The organism is Niallia sp. M35 (assembly GCF_050971705.1).
Classification (GTDB): domain Bacteria; phylum Bacillota; class Bacilli; order Bacillales; family Cytobacillaceae; genus Niallia; species Niallia circulans_A.
The window spans coordinates 130520-149048 of the sequence record NZ_JBPCEP010000009.1; the positions used below are offsets into that span (position 1 = coordinate 130520).

21 protein-coding genes are annotated in these 18529 nt (G+C 37.0%); 15 read left to right on the plus strand and 6 right to left on the minus strand.

All coding sequences use genetic code 11. From position 1 onward, the window contains the following. The gene (locus tag NiCM35_RS14045) at positions 1–1023 is read left to right on the plus strand and encodes a MoeB/ThiF family adenylyltransferase (protein ID WP_123260272.1); all 1023 of its coding nucleotides are present in this window, start codon (positions 1–3) and stop codon (positions 1021–1023) included. Positions 1024–1339: 316 nt separating this feature from the next. Here the strand turns inward: NiCM35_RS14045 and NiCM35_RS14050 are convergent, their stop codons facing one another. Continuing rightward, on the minus strand, positions 1340–1663 hold the full coding sequence (locus NiCM35_RS14050) for a YflT domain-containing protein (protein WP_047940799.1): 324 nt from the start codon (positions 1661–1663) through the stop codon (positions 1340–1342). Between the two features lie 196 nt (positions 1664–1859). On the opposite strand from NiCM35_RS14050, the gene NiCM35_RS14055 reads away from it, so the two are divergent. The 5 genes from NiCM35_RS14055 (at position 1860) to NiCM35_RS14075 (ending at position 4333) form a co-directional block, all read left to right on the plus strand. Beyond that, positions 1860–2609, plus strand: coding sequence for a DUF4230 domain-containing protein (locus NiCM35_RS14055; RefSeq protein ID WP_123258505.1), 750 nt, complete (start codon positions 1860–1862; stop codon positions 2607–2609). Between the two features lie 13 nt (positions 2610–2622). Beyond that, positions 2623–3291, plus strand: a complete 669-nt coding sequence (locus NiCM35_RS14060; RefSeq protein ID WP_433779833.1) for a uracil-DNA glycosylase — start codon at positions 2623–2625, stop codon at positions 3289–3291. 107 nt (positions 3292–3398) lie between these two features. Beyond that, positions 3399–3572, plus strand: a complete 174-nt coding sequence (locus NiCM35_RS14065) for a uracil-DNA glycosylase (protein WP_095329523.1) — start codon at positions 3399–3401, stop codon at positions 3570–3572. 1 nt (position 3573) lies between these two features. Then, positions 3574–3864 carry a YwdI family protein gene (locus NiCM35_RS14070; protein WP_123258504.1) on the plus strand — a complete coding sequence of 97 codons (291 nt, stop codon included), beginning with the start codon at positions 3574–3576 and terminating at the stop codon, positions 3862–3864. 97 nt (positions 3865–3961) lie between these two features. Continuing rightward, positions 3962–4333, plus strand: a complete 372-nt coding sequence (locus NiCM35_RS14075) for a DUF423 domain-containing protein (protein WP_095329525.1) — start codon at positions 3962–3964, stop codon at positions 4331–4333. Between the two features lie 147 nt (positions 4334–4480). On the opposite strand, the gene gerQ is transcribed toward NiCM35_RS14075, so the two are convergent. Together gerQ and hemQ are read right to left on the minus strand one after the other, a co-directional pair. Beyond that, the gene (gene gerQ / locus NiCM35_RS14080) at positions 4481–4954 is read right to left on the minus strand and encodes a spore coat protein GerQ (protein WP_095329526.1); all 474 of its coding nucleotides are present in this window, start codon (positions 4952–4954) and stop codon (positions 4481–4483) included. Positions 4955–5217: 263 nt separating this feature from the next. Then, positions 5218–5970 (minus strand): hydrogen peroxide-dependent heme synthase, encoded by a 753-nt coding sequence (gene hemQ / locus NiCM35_RS14085; RefSeq protein WP_095329527.1) that lies wholly within the window; start codon positions 5968–5970, stop codon positions 5218–5220. 347 nt (positions 5971–6317) lie between these two features. Here hemQ and pta point away from each other — a divergent pair, with 347 nt between their 5' ends. Both pta and lipL read left to right on the plus strand, forming a co-directional pair. After that, on the plus strand, positions 6318–7295 hold the full coding sequence (pta, locus tag NiCM35_RS14090; RefSeq protein ID WP_095329528.1) for a phosphate acetyltransferase: 978 nt from the start codon (positions 6318–6320) through the stop codon (positions 7293–7295). 324 nt (positions 7296–7619) lie between these two features. Further along, positions 7620–8465, plus strand: coding sequence for an octanoyl-[GcvH]:protein N-octanoyltransferase (gene lipL, locus NiCM35_RS14095; protein WP_163185150.1), 846 nt, complete (start codon positions 7620–7622; stop codon positions 8463–8465). A gap of 323 nt (positions 8466–8788) precedes the next feature. Here lipL and NiCM35_RS14100 read toward each other — a convergent pair whose 3' ends face one another. Continuing rightward, positions 8789–9610, minus strand: a complete 822-nt coding sequence (locus NiCM35_RS14100; protein WP_095329530.1) for an RsfA family transcriptional regulator — start codon at positions 9608–9610, stop codon at positions 8789–8791. Positions 9611–9814: 204 nt separating this feature from the next. After that, complete coding sequence (locus tag NiCM35_RS14105; protein WP_341182498.1) at positions 9815–11149, minus strand: MFS transporter; 1335 nt, start codon at positions 11147–11149, stop codon at positions 9815–9817. A gap of 278 nt (positions 11150–11427) precedes the next feature. Here NiCM35_RS14105 and NiCM35_RS14110 point away from each other — a divergent pair, with 278 nt between their 5' ends. From NiCM35_RS14110 to NiCM35_RS14120, 3 genes are all read left to right on the plus strand, one after another. Continuing rightward, complete coding sequence (locus NiCM35_RS14110; RefSeq protein ID WP_095329532.1) at positions 11428–11652, plus strand: YuzB family protein; 225 nt, start codon at positions 11428–11430, stop codon at positions 11650–11652. A gap of 208 nt (positions 11653–11860) precedes the next feature. Then, positions 11861–13162 (plus strand): HD domain-containing protein, encoded by a 1302-nt coding sequence (locus tag NiCM35_RS14115; RefSeq protein WP_095329533.1) that lies wholly within the window; start codon positions 11861–11863, stop codon positions 13160–13162. 41 nt (positions 13163–13203) lie between these two features. Next, positions 13204–13710: a YwgA family protein gene (locus NiCM35_RS14120; protein ID WP_047940787.1), complete on the plus strand. Its 507-nt coding sequence runs from the start codon at positions 13204–13206 to the stop codon at positions 13708–13710. Positions 13711–13767: 57 nt separating this feature from the next. Here NiCM35_RS14120 and thmT read toward each other — a convergent pair whose 3' ends face one another. Then, positions 13768–13953 carry a 2-hydroxymuconate tautomerase gene (thmT, locus tag NiCM35_RS14125; RefSeq protein WP_095329534.1) on the minus strand — a complete coding sequence of 62 codons (186 nt, stop codon included), beginning with the start codon at positions 13951–13953 and terminating at the stop codon, positions 13768–13770. Between the two features lie 222 nt (positions 13954–14175). On the opposite strand from thmT, the gene NiCM35_RS14130 reads away from it, so the two are divergent. The 4 genes from NiCM35_RS14130 (at position 14176) to NiCM35_RS14145 (ending at position 18352) form a co-directional block, all read left to right on the plus strand. Then, complete coding sequence (locus tag NiCM35_RS14130) at positions 14176–14814, plus strand: site-2 protease family protein (RefSeq protein ID WP_095329535.1); 639 nt, start codon at positions 14176–14178, stop codon at positions 14812–14814. Positions 14815–14917: 103 nt separating this feature from the next. Beyond that, positions 14918–15427: a YwhD family protein gene (locus NiCM35_RS14135; RefSeq protein WP_095329536.1), complete on the plus strand. Its 510-nt coding sequence runs from the start codon at positions 14918–14920 to the stop codon at positions 15425–15427. A 394-nt stretch (positions 15428–15821) separates the two neighbouring features. Continuing rightward, complete coding sequence (locus NiCM35_RS14140; RefSeq protein WP_123260278.1) at positions 15822–17750, plus strand: endonuclease MutS2; 1929 nt, start codon at positions 15822–15824, stop codon at positions 17748–17750. Further along, positions 17732–18352, plus strand: a complete 621-nt coding sequence (locus NiCM35_RS14145; protein ID WP_433779841.1) for a hypothetical protein — start codon at positions 17732–17734, stop codon at positions 18350–18352. The genes NiCM35_RS14140 and NiCM35_RS14145 overlap by 19 nt, the downstream gene beginning before the upstream one ends. Positions 18353–18529 lie beyond the last annotated feature (177 nt).

Below are 18529 nucleotides of genomic sequence, written 5' to 3' on the forward strand. Positions count from 1 at the left end.
ATGGATCAAAGCAGATATTCACGCCAAGTTTTGTTTTCCTCTATTGGAAAAGAAGGGCAGAGAATAATTGGCAGGAAGCATGTATTAATTATTGGTGCAGGTGCATTAGGGTCTTCCGTTGCAGAGATGTTATGCAGAAGCGGTATCGGAAGCTTAACCATTATAGATAGAGATTATGTCGAAAAAAGCAACCTGCAGCGGCAGCAGCTATATACAGAAAAGGATGCTGATGAGAAAATACCAAAAGCATTTGCCGCCGAAAATAGACTAAAGGAAATTAATAGAGACTGCACAGTGAAAGGAATAATTGGTGAGGCAACGGCTGCGCTATTAGAACAGTTAGTTGAGAATATCGACTTAATAATAGATGCTACTGATAATATGGAAATAAGAATGATAGTAAATGATATGGCTGTTAAGCATAGAATTCCCTGGATTTATGGGGCCTGTGTCGGGAGTTCGGGGATGAGCTACACAATAATACCAGGTGAGACACCTTGTCTTCATTGCTTATTGAAAACAATGCCTATGACTGGTTTAACTTGTGATACGGTTGGAATTATTGCGCCAGCTGTACAGATGGTCGTTTCTCATCAAGTAACAGAGGCGTTGAAGCTTTTAATAGAAGACAAAGCTGCTTTGCGCGGAACTTTTTTAACGTTTGATTTATGGAATAATGAATATCACAATGTGAAAGTAAGCCGTGCGAAGAGAAGTGATTGTCCTACATGTGGTGAAAAACGGACATATCCTTTTCTCGAAAAGGAGAATCAGACAAGGGTAGCTGTATTATGTGGAAGAGAAACGGTCCAAATTCGCCCCTCTATTCCAAAAAATATTCCTTTTCAACGATTAACTGAAAGCTTTCAAAAGAAAGGCTACAAAGTTCGACAAAATCCTTTCCTCCTATCTGTTCAGCTAGAAAGGAACAGAGTAGTATTTTTTAAGGATGGGAGAGCGTTAATTCATGAAACAAATGATGCTGTCTATGCAAAGAAGCTCTATGACCAATTATTAGGATAATAAAAAAATCCTGCTAGAAGAAAGCGGGATTTCAGACTGTCGACAAACTCCTAATTCAGTAATTAGGAGTTTGTCTTAGTTTATACATATACATTCTTTTAAATAAGAGTTGATTTCCGTTGCAGGGGTTCGCTTTCCGTGGGGCTCGCGCTGAGCCGCTTCGCCCTAAAGGCCTGCAGGGTCTCAGACTGTCTCGCAGATCCCACAGGAGTCTCACCCCTTCCACTCCAATCAATGCATAATAATTCCTTTTGCATTTCCTAAATTCCTTTTGTCAACAAGCTGAAATCCCGCTAGAAGAAAGCGGGATTTCTTTTTATTCTTGTGAACCAACGATTACTAATTTACCTGTATCTAATACTTCCTCGTATTTGGCCGCTTCTGCATCTGTTAAGCCAACTGATTGTAATTTAGAACGCAATTCATCTCCTCTTTTTCGGAAAACGTTGCTGATAGAATCAAGTAAACCTTGCTCCTTCATCGATACATTTCCAGTTTCCGTTGCATTTGTTAAATCCTCAGAACGGTCTTTATCGTGAGCAAAAATGTAAATATTCTCTTTTTTGTAGCCTTGATTTTCTAATGCATTAATAATATTTGTTGCTTGTACACCGTTTTCTACTACTTCTACTTTATACATAATGATAGCCTCCTAAAATAGTGGAATTTATCTATGTTTTTTATATAGCCTCTTAAAATGGTAATGAAACAATTTTTTCGTTGGTAATTTTTTCATAGTCTGCGATTTGGGAAATACTACATAGACAAATATCCCCACAATCGACAAATTTCCCTATATAATAGAAGGAGACAATAATAGGATCAGGAGGGGTTAAATGGTAAGTAAAAAAGAAAAAGAACGAATCAACCGGGAGTTAAGTGCAGGGAAAAGGGAACAGGCAAGTACAGCAATGGAGTTAAATAACAGAAGGGGAATTCGCTTTCCTTTTTTTGGTTTATATAGACTAAGGAATCGGTTAAATAAAAAAATCATGCTTTTTTTAAGTGTGTTAATCATACTTTTGATAGCCGGAATAGTAGGTTTGTGGAAAGTAGCCTTTCCGAAAGAGTCTGTTCTAAAAACAACAGCTTATCTAGAACAGATGAAAGATTTATCCACTTTAGCCACCTCTCAAGCTTTTGTAAAAACAATTCTAGAAAAAGAGGATAATGAAATTTTTGGTAAGGAAATTGAAACGGATTTCCCTGGAACAAAAAGAAAAATATTGTTAGTTGTACCAGGGACACTAACAGCTGGTGTAGACTTATCACGAGTTACGGAAAATCAATTAAAAGTAAATGAGGATGAGAAAAGCATCCATATCGAGTTACCAAAGGCAGATTTTCTTCAGGATCCTTCCATTGATTTTGACAATGTAGAAACATATTCTGTTGCAGGCATTTTTAGAGGAGATGTAAAGTGGGAAGAAGCATATAGTTTAATGGATGAAGCAAAGGAAACGATGAAGGAAGAGGCTGTAGACCAGGGGATTTTAGTGAAAGCAGAGGAAAATGCTCAAAAAACATTGAAGGAATTCTATGGAAGACTAGGCTATACGCTTGAAGTCAGCTTTGCAGGAGAATAAAGGAGGAGATAGTATGGCAGCATCATGGGAGCAATTATTGGAACAGGAGCGTCAGAAGGAGTATTTTATCCAATTGGAAACCTTCTTAGAAACAGAATACAGAGAATCTACTATTTATCCTAAAAGAGAAGATATTTTTAATAGTTTAACCTATACTCCTTATGACAGAGTAAAGGTTGTTATTTTGGGACAGGACCCTTATCATGGCCCGAATCAAGCTCATGGCTTAAGCTTTTCCGTTAAGCCAGAAGTAAAAGTTCCGCCATCTTTAAAAAACATTTATAAAGAGCTTCACGCTGATCTTGGCTGTTCTATTCCGAACCATGGCTATTTAAAAAGCTGGGCAGACCAAGGAGTGCTTCTATTAAATACCGTTTTAACAGTGAGAGCGGGACAAGCAAATTCTCATCGTGGAAAAGGATGGGAAGTATTTACAGACAAAGTAATAAAGATGTTGAATGACAGAGAAGAACCAGTTATTTTTGTGCTATGGGGAAATCCAGCTCAAAAAAAGCTTGCTATTATTGATCAAGAAAAGCATGGCACCATTTTATCGACACATCCAAGTCCACTTTCTGCTCACCGTGGTTTTCTAGGAAGCAGACCATTCTCTACTATAAATAGGATGCTTGAAAATAATGGACAGTCCCCGATCAATTGGTGTATAGATGATTTTTTGTGAAAAGAAGAATATAATAAAGGAAATATATATGAGGGTCATTTCTATTAGATAAATAGAAGTATCTACTCATCATGTATTTCCTTCTAAGGGATTAGAAGGGGTTTGGAATGGAAAAGAAGAAGGTTAATTGTTATAAATGCAAATTCTACTATGTTACATGGGATAGTCAGTTCCCTAAAGGGTGCAAGGCATTCCAATTTAAAGGCAGAATGATGCCATCTGTCGAGGTAAAAAGAGCATCTGGACAAGAATGCCTGCGATTTCAGGCAAAGGAGGGATGAAGTGAATATATCAATCCAGCAATTATTAGCTAAAATAGAGGATCAGCTGACAGAAGCAAAAGCAAGCAATTCTGACGCAAGAATAAGAGAAAGAGTTTACGCAATTAAATCCTTATGTGAATTGGTTTTAGAACAGGAAAGAAAAGAAGGCATAACCTATCAGCAACCCGTTCAGCAACCATCCTTCCAAGCTGTTCAAGCACCAATAAGCATTCCAAAACAAACTATACAAACACAAACAAATAAAATAAAAATGGACGAAGGAAATGGCGATTCCTTATTTGATTTTTAAGCATACTTGTTTTACGATCGTAAATAAAAGGGGTAAGCAATATCCAAACTATTTACATAGATTCTGTTAGCAAAAAGCCTTAAAAAAGGAGATAAAAATGAAAGCTTTCATTATTATTGGAGCAATTAATGCATTATTATCCGTCGCTTTAGGAGCGTTTGGTGCCCATGGCTTAGAGGGGAAAATCACAAATAAATACCTTGAAGTATGGAAAACTGGCGTTACCTACCAAATGTTTCATAGTACTGGTTTAATTCTAATCGGTTTACTCTTAGGGAAGTTTCCAGAAAGCGGTTTGTTAAACTGGGCAGGCTGGCTGATGTTCATTGGGATTATCCTCTTTGCAGGAAGCCTATACATATTGGCTGTTACCCAAATAAAAGTATTAGGCGCTATCACACCACTTGGCGGAGTAGCGTTTATAGTAGCGTGGCTCTTAGTGATTATTGCTGCATGGAAATGGATGTAATAAGAGTATATTAAAAAGGATAGGTGAGCAGATCATAATGTTCATCCTATTCTTTTTTGTCTCTATAAAAAGAGAAACATTATTAATCTTAATAAAGAACAAAAAAAGTACATCACTAAATGAGTGATGCACGGGAAGGCTTTTTGGTTATCTAGGCGGGGATGTTGCTAACCCTGGCATGCCAGCGGCAAAAGGATATTCATACTCTATTTCTTCATCAAATGTAACATAATCGATATAGAGCATTAGAATTAAATAGCGAATTCCAGATTGTGGATCACTTAAGATAACATGATCTCGCCCTGCTGCTTCAATAATTCCCTTGAAGATTTTGGCATTCCATTCTCTATTGTTTTCAAATGTTGCATAGACAGTAGCAATTTTCCCTTTGTTAAGGCGTAAAATATTCTCGATATAGGATGCTTCTATTGGCAACTGTCCTGGTAATGTAGTAGGTGTAGCAGGCGGTGTTGGTGTTGGTGCCTGTGTAGGCATAGGCATTCCTTGCTGTATTGGTACTTGTTGTTGAAACCCTTGCTGATTTCCATAGGTAGGAATTTGCCCAGAAAAATTCCTATATCCTTGTGGATAACCATAGTTCCCATAATTTGACTGACTCATTTTCATCCCTCCATTATCTTCTATCCACTCTTCACTACATACTTCCGCCATTCGAAGTTGACCATAAATTTTAGAAAGTAGACGGTGAATGTTGTTTCATTCATAGGTCATCGCTCACTATTTCATCCTATGAGAAAAAGGAATAAGTTATGACAAGGAGAGTTGAATTTTATATTTAAATTAATGAGAAAATTTTATAAAAAAAATGAAGAACTCCTAAATCATCTATCAGCTAGATTCTTTAGGGAATTCTCCATATTGTGTTAGTTTACATGTAAATATTTAGTGATTGCTTCTTGTTTTAGAAGGGTTCCTACAAAGAAAGAACCAAATTCACCATAACGGGCGCTTACTTCATCAAAACGCATTTCATATACTAACTTTTTAAATTGAAGAACATCGTCTGAGAATAGGGTTACTCCCCATTCATAGTCATCGAAACCAACAGATCCTGTTATAATCTGTTTTACTTTCCCTGCATATTGGCGGCCAATCATGCCATGGCTGTGCATTAGGCTTCTACGATCTTCCATAGGTAGCATATACCAGTTATCTTCTCCTTGACGACGTTTATCCATCGGATAGAAGCACACATAGCTGGATTCTGGTAGGATTGGGTATAGTCTAGATTTTACATATGGGTTCTCATATGGATCTTTATCGGAATCGGAAGGCAGGTAATTGCTTAATTCTACAACAGAAACATAGGAATGAGCTGGAACCGTAAACTCAGCTAATTTGGTTTTATTAAATTCTGTTTCTAATTGCTGTAATTCTTCCATAGTGGGACGGAGAATCATCATCATGAAGTCCGCTTTTTGCCCAACAATTGTATATAATGCATGGCTGCCGCTATTATTTTCTTGAACAGTGTTCCATTTTTCCAATAGACCTAGGAATTCAGTGATAGCTTCTTGTCTTTCTTCGTCAGGTAACATTTTCCAGGTAGTCCAATCTACTGTCCGGAAATCATGAAGACAATACCAGCCATCTAATGTTTTTGCTGCTTCACTCATTTATATGTTCACTCCTTATTAATAACGTTAATACGATTTTAACTATATCATAGTTTCTCCAGATTTTAGTGGAATAACCCTTAGGATAATTGTGAACTTATTGTGACTTCTAAAAAATGGAAGTTTCAGTTTGGTCAAAAGAGTATAAGGAAGATAAATATAGGGAAATATCACATTGTATAAATAGAACTACAACCAATGTTTTTTCTTCTCCATCTTCTTCTGAGTGAGATGAGTAGATCTTGCTTTATATGGGATAAAAATAGAAGAAAGTAAGGAAAATTTCTTGAAATTTTATGATGGTAGAGTATCCTATTAAGTGTACATAAAAAGGAGGAAGAAAATTAATGAGTGATTTATTTACAGGTTTAAAGGAAAAAGTAACTGGTCAAAACGTAAAAATCGTTTTTCCAGAAGCTTTAGATGAGCGAATTTTAAAAGCTGCTGGTCGTTTAGCAGAAGATAAAGTGTTAATCCCTGTTTTAATTGGTGACATAGAAGAAATTCAAACAAAAGCAGACAATCTTGGTGTTTCATTAGAAAACGCAGAAATTTATGATCCAAAGAAATATGCTCAGTTTGATGCACTAGTTGCTTCTTTTGTGGAAAGACGTAAAGGAAAAGTAACGGAAGAAGATGCTCGTAAAATTCTTTTAGATGAAAACTATTTTGGAACAATGCTTGTATATGCTAATCAAGCAAATGGTTTAGTAAGTGGCGCTATTCACTCAACAGCAGATACAGTTCGTCCAGCTTTACAAATCATTAAAACAAAACAAGGTGTGAAAAAGACATCTGGTGTATTTATCATGGTGCGCGAAGATGAGAAATATGTATTCGCGGATTGTGCAATCAATATTACTCCAGATAGCCAAGATCTTGCTGAAATCGCTGTGGAAAGTGCGAAAACAGCAAGAATGTTTGACATTGATCCACGTGTTGCAATGTTAAGCTTCTCTACAAAAGGCTCTGCAAAATCACCAGAAACAGAAAAAGTAGAAGGTGCATTAGCAGAAGCTAAATTAAGAGATCCATTATTAGTAATCGATGGTGAATTCCAGTTTGATGCTGCATTTGTTCCATCTGTAGCAAAACAAAAAGCTCCAGATTCTCCAATTCAAGGTGATGCAAATGTATTTGTATTCCCTAGCCTTGAAGCTGGTAATATTGGCTATAAGATTGCCCAAAGACTAGGTAACTTTGAAGCAGTAGGACCAATCCTTCAAGGATTAAATGCTCCTGTAAACGATCTTTCTCGTGGATGTAACGAAGAAGATGTTTATAAATTAGCTCTAATTACAGCTGGTCAAAGCTTAACAAAATAAATTTAAAAGCAGGCGTCTCCTTAGAATGGGAGGCGTCTTTTTTGTTTATGTCATCTACCTTTTATCTTATCCCTCTCATAAAATTTTCAAGTTATACAACATATGGGTAGTATCTGTCCCGGATTAAAGAAAAAGTAATTAGAGCGAATGAATGAAGCAGATTTAAGTTTATTCCTAAAAAAGGATGCAAAAAAATATCAAAAAAGAGAGGATTACTTTTGAAATAGCTATAAATTCGTTATAATAAATCATTGTGATGAATAAAGAGGACTAAATTTTTTTAAAATAGAATAGATAGTTGGTATAAACAGAAGGAGCTAAGTGATGGTTGGCAATACTAGTTTATTAAAACAAGAAAAATGGAGAATTATTGATCAGTCTACAACAGGTTTACATGTATCCGCGCTTACATCTTTTGGTATGGATGATACCTTATGTTCTTCCGTGGGAAGCGGGATGGCACCAGCTACGGCCAGAACATGGGTGCATGATCGGACAATTGTATTAGGAATTCAAGATACGAGATTACCACATTTGAAAGAGGCATTAACTTTTTTAAAGGAGCAGGGATACCACTATATTGTTCGTAATTCAGGTGGTCTAGCTGTCGTATTAGATAAGGACGTGTTAAATATATCACTTATTCTCCCAGAGCAGGAGAAACGAATTGATATTAACAGTGGTTATGATACGATGTTTGAATTGATTAAATATATGTTCCGTGAGTATGGAAAAACGATTGAAGCAAAAGAGATTGTTGGTTCCTATTGCCCTGGCAGCTATGACTTAAGTATTGATGGAAAAAAATTCGCTGGAATTTCCCAGAGACGCTTAAGAAACGGAGTTGCTGTGCAAATTTATCTTTGCGTAAATGGAAGTGGACAGGATAGAGCAGGGATCATCAAACAATTTTATTCTTCTGGTCTACAAGGAGAGACGACAAAGTTTGAGTATCCCGAGATAGACCCTGAAGTAATGGCATCCTTAGCAGAATTGTTAGGAGTATCTTTAACAGTTGATCAAGTTATGACCAAATTGTTACTAGCTTTAAAGGATCATGCAGAATTTTTATTTGCAGATCAATTACAAGGAGAAGAGCTTTCGCTATTTGAATCTTATTATGATCGGGTTGTGGAAAGAAACGAGAAAATCATGCAGCCATTTCGCTAAAACCAAAAAGAGGATAAGGAAGGGGGTTTCAAGTAAAGAAAATCCCTTTTCTTATCCTCTATTTATAATCGAGAAATGTGCTGCCAACTATTAATCCTCTCTCTTTTTAATAAATTTGGACCGCTACAGGTAGATTAGATAATGGCTTCACAACCTCTCCCTACGATAAGTCAACATCGACTCACTGGCGTTCGCCGTGTATCCTTTATCTCAGTCGAAGCCCTTCGACGTATAGGATGTACTAGTGTCGACGTTGCCACAGGACGTGGCGTTTTTAGTCGACCAGTTTGTACGCTGATGAGCAAGGCGCTTCCGCTTTTTAGTTACTCTGCGACTTTTTCGAGGTTTCCGTTTCGGTCCATTTTAAATTTGGTTGGGCGCTCGTCTTCTTCTAGGAGGACGAGTTTTCGGGCTCTGTTCATAATTTTCATCAGTGTCTCGTAATCTTCTTGCATGGTTTCTGAGTTGTTTTCGATTTGATGGAGCTTGTCTTCTAATTCCTTGTTTCGACTTTTAATGGAAGTCATTTCTCTTTTTAATCTTTCATTCTCGCTTTTTAAGATTTCCATCTGGATGGTAGCATTTCGGAAATTTTGTAAGTAGGAAAGAACCATGTCGAAATTTAGTGTGCCAGCTTGGCTATGATTTACAGATGAATAGACAGGTGCTTGTTTCGCTTCATACGCTGGTAATGGCTGCTCATCTTCTTCTGATTGATAGTTTGCAAGCTCTTCTTCTTGTGGACTATTAACATTTGTATCTAATGTTTCTGCTGTAATGAATGTTTCCATAGCATCTAAATCCATAGAACCCATTTCTAAGCTAGTGGATACAGTAAGTGCTTCGAAATCATCCACTGTTGGCACAGGTGGTGAATATAATAGCTTTTTCTTGCCGCCTTGATCTTTTCCTAACATCCGTTGTCGTTGCTTTCGTTGTTTTTTTGCAAGCTGAAGTGCTTTTTCATATTGATGGCGAACGACTGCATTCCAGCGGAATCCACAGGCTGCCGAAGTTCTGTTTAGTTTATCCCCAACTTCTTCAAAGGCATTTAACTGTGTGCTCCCTTCTCGTACATGTCTTAAAACTGTTTCTGCTAATAATAGGTCATTTTCTTCTGACCATGCATCTTGTCTAACTTTCATTGATAACTCAACTCCCAACTTAATCACGATAAATAAATATTTCTAGTCCCATCTTTTCCAGAAACTTGGATGTTTATACAAAAGAAATACAAGGATAGTAGATTTTTTTATAGAATTGAAAAAAGGGAAATTAGCGGATAAAGAGGATTAAAAAAACAGCCGGCGATAAACCGACTGTTTTTGGAACAAAGAAGATGGGAATCTCTATACATTTTTTTCAACTAAAGCTTCTTCGTTTCGAATGAAGAATGCAGAAAGAAAAGCAAATATGCTAACAATAAATCCAAATAGGAAGAGATGGTGAATACCATCCATAAAGGTTGTACCACTATTTAGCAATGATCCCATAATCGTTACGCCAATAGCTGTTCCCATGTTTCGGCAAAACATAAAGAAAGAGGTGGAAATTCCCTTTTCATGGTTTCCAACTAGTGCCTGGGCACCAATCACACCTACTGTACTTAGTAAGCCGAAGGCAAGACCTTGTACGACCATAAGAATAAATACGTACCAGAAGCCATTTGATTCATTTAATAATACTAATAATATTCCTGAAAGCAGCAATAGGGAATTTCCAATAATTAATAGAATGCGATAGCCATATTTTAATATCCATTTCCCTGCAGGAACAGACATGGCCATCCATCCAACTGATAGGCCAAGGAGAGAAACCCCACTCCATAATACAGACAGCCCTGCCTGATTTTGGAGGAATAATGGAATATAGCTCGATGTTCCAAATAAGGCCAATGTTCCAACAAATCCATTAATAAACATCCAAGTGATCGTCTTATTTTTGAAAATGGATAATGGAACAATAGGAGATGTTTGTCTTTTTTCAAAGAAATAAAAGGTGATTAACAGAAGGACACCTATTATAGCATAAAGATAAAGGTAGCTTTCAAGGACTGTAACTAGTAATAAACAAGTTATTCCGATTCCAAATAGCATTGCTCCGATGTAATCCACCTGTGCCTTTTTAGCTTGATAAACTTCTTTATATGGAATTAAAGTTAGGAGTGCAATAATGCATACTGGTAAATTGATATAAAAAATCCATCTCCAACTCATAAATTCTACAAAGAGAGAACCAAGAGTAGGGGCTAATATGGCGGATAAAGCCCACATGCCAGTAAATAACGCTTGGATTTTCCCTCGCTTTTCAATAGAAAAAAGATCCCCAGCAATGATTGCAGGAAATGGCATCATGAATCCAGCTCCCATCCCTTGCAATGCTCTAAAAATAACTAATTGAGTCATAGTGGATGAGATTCCGCATAGCAGGGAACCAATTAAAAAGACAATAATTCCAAAAGCAAACAGCTTTTTTCTTCCAAATAAATCGGAAAGTCTTCCTGCAATTGGTGATAGAATTGTGCTTGCTATCATATAAGCAGCAAAAGACCAAGCGTATAATTCCGTACCGCCAAGTTCTTCTGCAATAATTGGCATAGTTGTATTCATAATAGTCGTATCAATAGAGGCAATAAGCATCGCAAGAACAATGCTGCACATTACTAATATTCTACTTTTGTTCATTGTATAACCTCCCTATATTCAAGAGAAAATTATAACCCATATTGCTTAATTAATATAGAGAAGCGAGCTAGTTTACAAAAATTATTGTTATAGTAGTGGGGGAATAATACTGTTGGACTAGTGGATTTTCTCCACAAATTCGTCACTATTTTACAATCTTTTGCATCTTGCATTGCTAGTGGAGAAGGGGTAAAATACCATATAGTAATAAGTGAGAATGTTGTCGAATAAATTTTCGATAACGTAATTGGAGAGCATGTATAGAAAGGGTTGTCCAAATGGCAAACGAATTTCGTGTTTGCGACGATTGTCAGGCAGTGAATTTAAAAACGTTAATACCCCGTTTAAAGCAAATTGATCCAGATGCTAAAATTGATATAGGCTGTCAATCCTATTGCGGTCCTGGTCGTAAAAAAACATTTGCTTTTGTCAATAATCGTCCACTAGCTGCATTAACAGAAGAAGAGTTAATGGATAAGATCAATGCGAAGCTGAAAAAATAATCTTCGTATAAAACAACAATGAAAATGAACAGAGCCTTAGTAAAACAGAGGAGTTTCCACTGGATAGTTATTTTATGGAGAAAGCCATGATTCTTTTCCCTTTTAAAATGCCTACACGGAACCCTCTTTTTCTATCTTTAGAATATGGAATTACTCTAATTACTAGAATGAATAAAAAATAGCCAATGAATGAAAGAGAGTGAGAAAGATGCCATATTCGACGGATAAGCTAAATGAAGAGAAAGTATTTAAAGATCCAGTCCATCGCTATATTCATGTTCGCGACAGAGTGATATGGGACTTGATTGGAACAAAAGAATTTCAGCGACTGAGAAGAATTAAACAGCTGGGCACGACTTATCTTACCTTTCATGGTGCAGAACATAGCAGGTTTAATCACTCTCTAGGAGTATATGAAATTGTTAGAAGAATCATTGACGATGTTTTTGAAGGCCGAGAAGAATGGAACAATGACCAAAGGTTGCTTTCTTTATGTGCCGCTCTCTTACATGATTTAGGCCATGGCCCTTTTTCTCATTCTTTTGAAAAAGTGTTTGATCTTGATCATGAAGAATTTACACGCAGAATTATCTTAGGAAAAACAGAAGTTAATAAGGTTTTGACAAAAGTAGAGAAGGACTTCCCTAAAAAGGTTGCCGAAATAATTGCCAAAACCTCCAAGGAAAAACTAGTAGTTAGTTTAATTTCCAGTCAGATAGATGCAGACCGAATGGATTATTTGCTAAGAGATGCATATTTTACAGGGGTTAGCTACGGGAATTTCGATATGGAACGAATTTTGCGCGTAATGCGTCCGCGTGAAGATCAGGCTGTTATTAAAAAAAGCGGAATGCACGCGGTAGAAGACTATATTATGAGCCGTTATCAAATGTACTGGCAGGTCTATTTCCATCCAGTGACAAGAAGTGCGGAAGTAATTCTTACGAAAATTCTACATAGAGCGAAATATTTACACGAGCAATTCTACTCTTTTAAATATCACCCTATTCATTTTTACTCAATTTTTGAAGACGAAACATCGTTAGAAGACTACTTAAAATTGGATGAGGCTATTATTCTCTACTATTTTCAGATGTGGCAAGAAGAAGATGATGCCGTTTTGAAGGATCTCTGCCGCAGGTTTATGAACCGAAATCTTTTTAAGTATGTGGAGTTTGATCCAGCTAAAGAATATAAAAAGCTTCAAGAATTATCTGGTTTATTCCAAAAAGTAGGTTTGGATCCGGAGTATTATTTAGTTGTCGATTCTTCGTCAGATCTTCCCTATGATTTTTATCGACCTGGAGAAGAGGAAGAGCGATTACCGATTCATCTATTGATGAAAAACGGAGAAATTAGAGAGCTTTCCAGAGAATCAGAAATTGTTGATAGTATTTCTGGAAAAAGAAGAACCGATCACAAGTTATATTTTCCTAAGGATATTTTAAAGGATGACAGTTCCAAAGGGGAAATAAAAAAACAAATTCGTCAATTGTTGGATATTCAATAGATGTATGTCTTAGGATTAAATGGAGTAGGAGATGACCCAATTTGTTAAAAGATCATGCCAAAGTAATGAAAGCAATTGCTGCTTCGGGCGAAATTATTGGAAGAAAAAAGCTGCAAAAAATGATATATATCGCAAAAAAGCTCGATTTTCCATTTCATGAAAAATATCAGTTTCACTTTTTCGGTCCCTATTCAGAAGAACTAACCTTGCGAATAGAAGAATTATGCAATATGGGTTTTTTGAATGAAGTAAAAGAGAAAAAGGGAGGATATTTCCAATATCGATATACTTTAACCGATAATGGAAAGGAATTTTTGGACCTTAATGAGGTGGAAATGCCTGATTTGTCTCCTTGTCTAGAAGATATGAATGGCCAGAATTCTCGCTTCCTTGAGCTTGTGTCAACCGTTCTTTTCTTTGATAGCCTTCCAAAGGAAGAAGTGAAGGAAAAAGTATTCACATTAAAGGCCAAACAAAAATATACGGAAGAAGAAATAGAGATTGCCTATGCGTATATTGAAAGCTTAAGAGAGAAAAGAAATCATTAAAAAAGGTCCTGCCGTGCAACGATTTGATTTGCTGGGCGGGACCTTTTTGAACTGCTTTTACTGATCGCTTAGGCGTTTGCCTGCAACAGCATAATGGTTTGTAGGCATTTCTTCAATAAAGACTACTACTTTTTCCTTTGATGCGCCTGTTGTCTCCACAACTGCTTCTGTTACTTTCTCTACTAAATTTTTCTTTTGCTCCTCCGTTCTACCTTCTAACATTTTTACAGTGACATATGGCATTTGTTCAAATCCTCCTTAGTTTTGATTGTAGTTTTTCATATTTCTTGGAAAAGTGCAAGTTTCTAATCAGCGTATATGCATGTAAATAGAGTCTTATGAAGAGGCCAACAAAAGAAAATTTTCCTTTCCAATTTAATATCATGTATAATTTTAAAAGGAAACATTACTAGATAGAGAATATTCATTTTCCATAGAAACTGTGTATAGAGGGGAGCTAATCATTTGTTATTTTCGCAAAATTTGGCGGATTTGCCATATATTATTATTTCCATTGTAATAGGTTTTACCTTCCATGAATTCGCACATGCATTTGTAGCCTATAAATTTGGAGATCCCACGGCGCAAAAGCAAGGAAGGTTAACGCTAAATCCAATCGCTCATATTGATCTCATAGGGGCAATTTTTATCTTAATCGCAGGATTCGGATGGGCGAAGCCAGTACCGGTTAATCGTCATTATTTTAAGCGGCCAAAATTAGCTGGAGTATTGGTGACTTTAGCAGGTCCTGTCAGTAACTTAATATTAGCTTTTCTTGGTTTTATCATTCTTGCAATATTAATAAAGTTACAAGTACCAATGGGAAGTAATTTTGATTTATATCCGTTTTTTGAAATTTTTGTTTATATGAACTTATTACTATTTGCTTTTAATTTGCTTCCTTTGCCCCCTTTAGATGGTTACCGAATTATTGAAGATCTGGTTTCCTCACGAGTCAGAGCAGCGATGTCCAAGTATGAAGTTTATGGATCTATTTTATTTATTGTATTAATTGTTACAGGTTTATCAAGCTATACGATATTCCCTTGGATTGAAGTGATACGATACTTTTTTCTGTCGCTGTTTAATCAATTGTTATTTTGATTTTACAGAGGATAAAAGTCGGTTTTATATATACGACTAATAAAAATCGTCAAGCTATACCAATCCGCGATCGTTTATAATAAATCGCAAAAGGAGTATGAAAATGGAAGAAAAAAAGAAGAAAACAATAGGCTTTAATATTATTAAAAATGACCCAACCGATGGGCATAAAGGCTTTGGAATTGGCAGTCTTAGTTTAGAAAATGTATCTCCTGTTATTATTGATGTAGAAGAGGGAGAAGCGATCGTTGATATCGGCGCCATGCATGCAAGAAGTGCAGTGGAACGTGGCATCAAATTTTTGAAAACAAAGGAAGAGGTTCCTAATGGCAAGCCTTACTGGTTAGTTTGGGTGACAATTGACCGTAAGCCTGAAGGTCCTTATTATGCTGGTGTAACAGCATGTGAAATGACTGTAGACCGTTCTATTCGAAGAGGTTATAAGTCTCTTCCAGAGCATGTGAATAAGATGGATAAAAGTATGAAAAGACATATTATGGTCGATCATATGGATGAGAAGTCTAAAAAGGTACTGGCAGATTTTCTGAAAAAACATGATCAGCGCCTATGGGATAACTCTGTAGAACAGCTGAAACAAGACTTGTTAGGATAATTTTTTGAAAATGTTGACAAATGAGCGAGGAAATCGATAAACTGAAAGAGAAATTATAATAAATAGCCCTTTTAAAGGAGATTGTTTTATGAGTGTGAGTGTTCTTAACTAACCGTTAATTATATACGGCCTTGAATTTTGTTAAAAAACTGGGGATATACCGGTTTATTTAGCATGGGAATTTCAAGGAAGGTTAAGAATAAGCCTCATAGCAAGCAATAGATGATAAAAAGCTATGGCATATTTGTCATAGTTTTTATTTTTTTATTGTAAAGGATCTCCTACTCCGCTTCTTAAAGTGGATAGGTCTACCCAAAAAGCTAGTGTGAGTGTTTGTTCACGCTGGCTTTTTCTATTTTTAAGGGCTATTGGAAGAAAAATAGGAGGAATTAAAATGAATCAACAGGCATTTGAAGTATTAGGTTTTTATAAAATTTTAGAAGAGATAGAATCCTATGCCAAAACAAATTTAGCGAAAGAGACAATACGAAAACTGCGGCCGCTGCAGGATAAAAGAAAAATGGAGCAGTCAATCAAGGAAATAGAAGAGGCGATGAAAATCATAGAAATATCTAGTAGTGTGCCGATTCATACACTTGATGAAATGTCTATTTATTTAAGCCAAGCAAAAAAAGGGATTTATATTCGGGCAGATCAATTTCCGTTTGTTATTTCCTTTTTGGAACATTGTACAAAGCTTAAACAATTTATGCGGGATAAAGAATATGCGGCACCAAATGTCTCGCTTTATGTTCAATCCATTCCTGATGTTAGCGAGCTTACAGAGGAAATAGCAAGATGTATTAGACATAGTAATGTGGATGATTATGCTTCAAGTGATTTAGCCTATTTAAGAAGACAGCTGTCCATCCTGACAGATAGAGTAAAAGAAAAAGCGAGCCAATTAGTGAAATCCAAAAAATATGCGAGTTATCTTCAGGACAAAATTGTTTCGGAACGTAACGGTCATTTGACACTCTCTGTAAAAAGAGAATATCGAACAAAAATCCAAGGTAGCGTACTGGATACATCCGCATCTGGAGCAACTGTATTTATTGAGCCAATCGAACTTGCTGACATGCAAGCAGAAATCGAAACCATGAAGCTAGCAGAAGAATCTGAAGTAGAAAGAATTCTATATGAATTAACGGAGAAGCTTTTGGCTGAGGAAGAGGCTATTAATTTAGCGATAGAAACGATGCACTATTATGATGTTTTATTTGCGAAAGCAAAATATAGCCGAGTGATTGCTGCAAAGCCGCCTTTCTTATCAGAAGATTATACGATTTATTTAAAAGAGGCTCGGCACCCAATGCTTGGAGACAAAGCAGTTCCTTTAACTCTTTCATTTGGAGAAGAGCATCGTGCCCTTGTTATTACAGGACCAAATACAGGTGGGAAAACAGTCACATTAAAGACAATTGGTTTATTAACAATGATGGCTCAATCTGGTTTACTAATTCCGGCGAAGGCAGGGAGTAAAATCGCTATTTTTCAACATATATTTGTGGATATAGGCGACGGACAAAGCATTGAACAAAATTTAAGTACGTTTAGCTCCAGATTAGTGAATATAATTGATATCTTAAGAACAACCAATGATCGCTCCCTTGTATTACTTGATGAGCTGGGATCAGGGACTGATCCGGGAGAAGGGATGGCGCTTGCTATTGTCATTTTAGAACAGCTTTATCAAAAAGGAGCAACCTTATTTGCGACCACACATTATAGCGAGATGAAAGAATTTGCAGATCAAACAGAAGGTTTTTTAAATGGAACAATGGAATTTGATATCAATACATTGCGACCAACATATAAGCTATTACTGGGACAAAGCGGAAGAAGCCAGGCGTTTGAAATTGCAAGCAAATTAGGCTTGCACCCTAAGCTCATCGAAAAAGCGCATCAGATAACGTATAAAACATATCGGAATTTCCATCATGACCAGAATTTAAAGGAGCTGGATTTTCAGCAGCAAATTGTAGTCAATAAGTACGCGCGAAAGTCAGTTGAGAAAAAAATGATTAATCCCACTCCATCCCGGGAGCCTATTTTTGAGAAAGGGGATAATGTGATTCTTACAGAAACGGATGAAATGGGAATTGTTTATCAAGGTCCTGATGTACAAGGAAGATATATAGTCCAGGTTCGGCAGGAAAAAAGAACCGTGAACCAAAAACGATTAAAGCTCTATATAAAAGGAACAGAGCTATATCCAGAAGATTATGATTTCGATATTATTTTTAAATCGAAAGAATATCGGAAAATAAACAAGCAGCAAAAAAGAAAGCATGTAGAAGATGTGTGGTTGGAGGAGGAATAGGAGCAAGAACCGTTGTCTATGCCATCTGGGGAAAAGGAAGTAAGAGGAAAGATAATAGAGAGAGACCCCCGTTCCCGTTTGGAGGGAGAAGAGAGAGAAAAGGGAACAGAGAGAGAGCCTCTGTTCCCGTTTGGAGGAAGAAGAGAGAGAAAAGGGAACAGAGAGAGAGCCTCCGTTCCCGTTTGGAGGAAGAAGAGAGAGAAAAGGGAACAGAGAGAGAGCCTCCGTTCCCGTTTGAAGAAAGAAGAGAGGAAAAAGGGAGCAGAGAAAGGCCCTTCGTTCCCGTTTGGAGGAAGAAGAGAGAGAAAAGGGAACAGAGAAAGGCTCTCCGTTCCCGTTTGGAGGAAGAAGAGAGGGAAAAGGGAGCAGAGAAAGGCTCTCCGTTCCCGTTTGGAGGGAGAAGAGAGAGAAAAGGGAACAGAGAGAGAGCCTTCGTTCCCGTTTGGAGGAAGAAGAGAGAGAAAAGGGAACAGAGAAAGGCCCTCCGTTCCCGTTTGAAGGAAGAAGAGAAAGAAAAGGGAACAGAGAGAGGCCCTCCGTTCCCGTTTGGAGGAAGAAGAGAGGGAAAAGGGAACAGAGAGAGATCCTCCGTTTCCGTTTGAAGGAAGAAGAGAGGGAAAAGGGAACAGAGAGAGGCCCTCCGTTCCCGTTTGGAGGGAGAAGAGAGAGAAAAGGGAACAGAGAAAGGCTCTCTGGTACCATTTAGAGGAAGAAGAGAGCTTTACCCTGTCGCACCTAAACAAAAAAGCATACTTCCCACAAAATAGCTGGTAGTATGC

Excerpts from the sequence above, each read along its gene's own strand:
- NiCM35_RS14045 (WP_123260272.1), top strand. The coding sequence starts at position 1 with ATGGATCAAAGCAGATATTCACGCCAAGTTTTGTTTTCCTCTATTGGA.
- NiCM35_RS14050 (WP_047940799.1), bottom strand. The coding sequence starts at position 1,663 with ATGTATAAAGTAGAAGTAGTAGAAAACGGTGTACAAGCAACAAATATT.
- NiCM35_RS14055 (WP_123258505.1), top strand. The coding sequence starts at position 1,860 with ATGGTAAGTAAAAAAGAAAAAGAACGAATCAACCGGGAGTTAAGTGCA.
- NiCM35_RS14060 (WP_433779833.1), top strand. The coding sequence starts at position 2,623 with ATGGCAGCATCATGGGAGCAATTATTGGAACAGGAGCGTCAGAAGGAG.
- NiCM35_RS14065 (WP_095329523.1), top strand. The coding sequence starts at position 3,399 with ATGGAAAAGAAGAAGGTTAATTGTTATAAATGCAAATTCTACTATGTT.
- NiCM35_RS14075 (WP_095329525.1), top strand. The coding sequence starts at position 3,962 with ATGAAAGCTTTCATTATTATTGGAGCAATTAATGCATTATTATCCGTC.
- gerQ (WP_095329526.1), bottom strand. The coding sequence starts at position 4,954 with ATGAGTCAGTCAAATTATGGGAACTATGGTTATCCACAAGGATATAGG.
- hemQ (WP_095329527.1), bottom strand. The coding sequence starts at position 5,970 with ATGAGTGAAGCAGCAAAAACATTAGATGGCTGGTATTGTCTTCATGAT.
- pta (WP_095329528.1), top strand. The coding sequence starts at position 6,318 with ATGAGTGATTTATTTACAGGTTTAAAGGAAAAAGTAACTGGTCAAAAC.
- lipL (WP_163185150.1), top strand. The coding sequence starts at position 7,620 with ATGGTTGGCAATACTAGTTTATTAAAACAAGAAAAATGGAGAATTATT.
- NiCM35_RS14100 (WP_095329530.1), bottom strand. The coding sequence starts at position 9,610 with ATGAAAGTTAGACAAGATGCATGGTCAGAAGAAAATGACCTATTATTA.
- NiCM35_RS14105 (WP_341182498.1), bottom strand. The coding sequence starts at position 11,149 with ATGAACAAAAGTAGAATATTAGTAATGTGCAGCATTGTTCTTGCGATG.
- NiCM35_RS14110 (WP_095329532.1), top strand. The coding sequence starts at position 11,428 with ATGGCAAACGAATTTCGTGTTTGCGACGATTGTCAGGCAGTGAATTTA.
- NiCM35_RS14115 (WP_095329533.1), top strand. The coding sequence starts at position 11,861 with ATGCCATATTCGACGGATAAGCTAAATGAAGAGAAAGTATTTAAAGAT.
- thmT (WP_095329534.1), bottom strand. The coding sequence starts at position 13,953 with ATGCCATATGTCACTGTAAAAATGTTAGAAGGTAGAACGGAGGAGCAA.
- NiCM35_RS14135 (WP_095329536.1), top strand. The coding sequence starts at position 14,918 with ATGGAAGAAAAAAAGAAGAAAACAATAGGCTTTAATATTATTAAAAAT.
- NiCM35_RS14140 (WP_123260278.1), top strand. The coding sequence starts at position 15,822 with ATGAATCAACAGGCATTTGAAGTATTAGGTTTTTATAAAATTTTAGAA.